At 58.5% G+C, this 2,751-nt stretch carries 3 protein-coding genes; 1 reads left to right on the forward strand and 2 read right to left on the reverse strand.

Going from position 1 to position 2,751, the window contains the following annotated elements:
• Positions 1-209 precede the first annotated feature (209 nt).
• On the reverse strand, positions 210-800 hold the full coding sequence (locus AC1DLB_RS26990) for an Lrp/AsnC ligand binding domain-containing protein (RefSeq protein ID WP_477743225.1): 591 nt from the start codon (positions 798-800) through the stop codon (positions 210-212).
• A gap of 21 nt (positions 801-821) precedes the next feature.
• The gene (locus tag AC1DLB_RS26995; RefSeq protein WP_018929776.1) at positions 822-1,682 is read right to left on the reverse strand and encodes a LysR substrate-binding domain-containing protein; all 861 of its coding nucleotides are present in this window, start codon (positions 1,680-1,682) and stop codon (positions 822-824) included.
• Positions 1,683-1,933: 251 nt separating this feature from the next.
• Here AC1DLB_RS26995 and AC1DLB_RS27000 point away from each other — a divergent pair.
• Positions 1,934-2,751, forward strand: an 818-nt coding sequence (locus tag AC1DLB_RS27000) for a transporter substrate-binding domain-containing protein (protein WP_477786003.1), incomplete at its 3' end; no start/stop codon positions are given.

Here is a 2,751-nt window from a genome sequence, read left to right on the forward strand (position 1 = left end):
CATCAAGTCCTGATCAATAATCACGGGGCTTATTCATATATAACCTCGACGCAATCTGACCATCTTCGTATGTTGATTTTGGCAGCGGCTGCTTTATTTGCAGTAGCGATCGCCATCGATCTTTTACAAAAGAAATACCGTCGTTAAATTACAGAGGAAATGGGGCGCAGCCCCCCCCAGCGCTATAGTTGCGCATCCTGCACCGTAGGCTATTCAACGTCCAACGGGATATTCAAACCCAGCTTCACGGTGCTCATCGAAACAAGGGTTTTGAAGCGTTTGACGTTATTGTTCTCAAAGAGCAACTCGCGGGTCAGGTCGGTGTACTGCTGCATGCTCCTGACCGCGAGGATCAGCACGAAGTCCCACTCGCCCGCGACGTAGTAACGCTGCTGCACTTGCGGACACGCGGCAAAGCTTTGCTTCATGGCATCCAGCAAATCTATCCGCTCACTCTCGACCTCGACCTCAGCAATTATCGTCAGCGGATGCCCCATGGCCGCTGGCTCGATCACCGCGATGGTCTTCTTGATGACGCCACTGGCGCTGACCAGGCGTTTGCTCTGGCTCGCCGACAGCACGGCCACACCTTCGAAAGCCCGATGCTCGAGAAGCGCTGTCACCGAAACCTTCAAGCCTTTGGCAATTTTGCACAGTACTTTGATCGACGGCACGCTGCGTCCGGATTCGATCTGCGCCAGCATCGCCCGACTCACGCCGCATTGCCGGGCCAGAGCGTCGAGGGACAAATGGCGCTTGCCCCGCAGCCGTTGCAGGTTCTGCGCGACCCGCTCGCAGATCGGGTCTTCTGAATGGCCGCGTCAAAGCCCTCGACTGCTCCTGATCAACTCATAGGCCCGACGCACCAGCGGGTTCACGGTGTTGGGCCGAATCCACAAGTGGTAGGTCACGTCCGGCAGCCGTGGCAGGCCATCGTTTTCGCCGAGCACGCGCATATCGGGGCCGAGCATTTCCATGCTTCTGGGCGTGACACCCAACCCGGCACGCGTTGCGGCCTTGATGCCAATTAGGTTCGACGCCAGGTACGCCTGGCGCCATGGAATATTCGCGCGCTCCAGCGCTTCCAGGGCGTAGCGACGATAGATACTCGGTTCATCCACCAGAATCAGCGGCAAGGGTTCTTCGGGCGTATGAATGTACTGTGCCGAGCAGATCCACCACACCGGTGAGGTGCGCAAGGCGAAGCCTTCGAGCGTCGGGTCTTCGCGGGTAGAGATCACCATGTCGACCTTGCCCCGGTGCAGGTCATCCATCAGAAACGGGCTGCGGCCGACATCGATCTCCAGGCGCAAGCGCGGGGCCGAGCGGGCGATGTGGCTGAGGATCGGCGGCAGGATGGTGTCGGCGATGTCATGGGGCGAGCCGATCCGCAGCACACCGCTCAAGTTGCTTTCGCGCAGGGAATTCAGCGCATCGTCGTTGAGCGAAAGCATCTGCCGCGCATGACGCAACAACTGCAAACCGGCTTCGGTCAGTTGCTTCTGGCGTCCGCGCTTCTCGAACAGACTCACCCCCACTTGTTGTTCCAGGCGTTGCATGTGCTGGGTGACCGAGGATTGTGTGCGGGCCAGTTGCGCGCCGGCCTCGGCAAAACTGTGGTGATCGACCACGGCAATGAAGGTGCGCAGTAATTCGAGATCGAGGGTGGGTGAGGTCGGCATGGCCATTTCCGGGGCTATTTTTATATCAAGGCTGTAAACATAAACATTACATTTGTTTATGTGTTTTTGGCGATATTTTAGTGTTCAGGTCGGGAGTGTCAGTAATTACGGGTGTCTTGAAGGTTGTTACTTGGAGTAAACACAGCAAGTTATAACGATATTAGATATTTGAATTTCCGTTACTTGAGGACTGTACCTAGGATGCCGCCTCATCAGGTCGGGGAACGCCGATCATCCATGAGGGGAAATCCATGTTGCTTGAGCGCTCACCTGTAAAACGATGGTTGCCTGTGATGCTGGGCGCCTTGATCTCATTGGCTACCAGTGCCGGGGCTCAGGCTGATGCCACGCTGGACAAGATCCAGCAACGGCATGTGCTGACGGTGGGGGTCGTACTGTCCGGCGGCCCCTTCGGCAGTATCGATCCGGGTACTCAGAAACCACGGGGCTTGAATGTCGACCTCGCTCAGGAACTCGGTCGGCAGTTGGGCGCCGAGGTGCAACTGGTGCCGGTATTGCCCGCCAACCGCGTGCAGTTTTTGCAGCAGGGCAAAGTGGACTTGCTGATCGCCAACATGGAATGGACCGCCGAACGCGGTGAGATCCTCGGTTTTGTGCCAACGCCTTTCTACCGTGTCGGCGGTACCGCGGCGCTGCTCAAGGACAGCAAGATCACCCGTTGGGAAGACCTCAAAGGCCAGCCCGTCTGCACCTCCCAGGGCAGCAGCTACATCAAGCCGCTCACCGAGCTGGGTGTGGAGATCAAGGCGTTCAAGAGCTCGTCGGAATCCTTGCTCGCACTGCGTGGCAACAACTGCGTCGCGGCAGTGCATGACGCCACGCTGATCAATCCGCTGATTGCCGACAACGCCGAATGGCAGGGCTATCGCGCGCTGAGTCCGGAGCTCAACCCGGCCCCTTCGGTGATCTGGACCCGACCTGGCGAACGCGACACCCAGGCCCGGCTCGACCCCATCGTCAAGGAACTGCACCGCAGCGGCTGGCTGATCGACGCCCAGGCCCGCAACCGCATCACCCCTGCGTCACCGGCCTTGGTGGAGTTGCAGAA

Source organism: Pseudomonas sp. 05N434 (assembly GCF_056396965.1).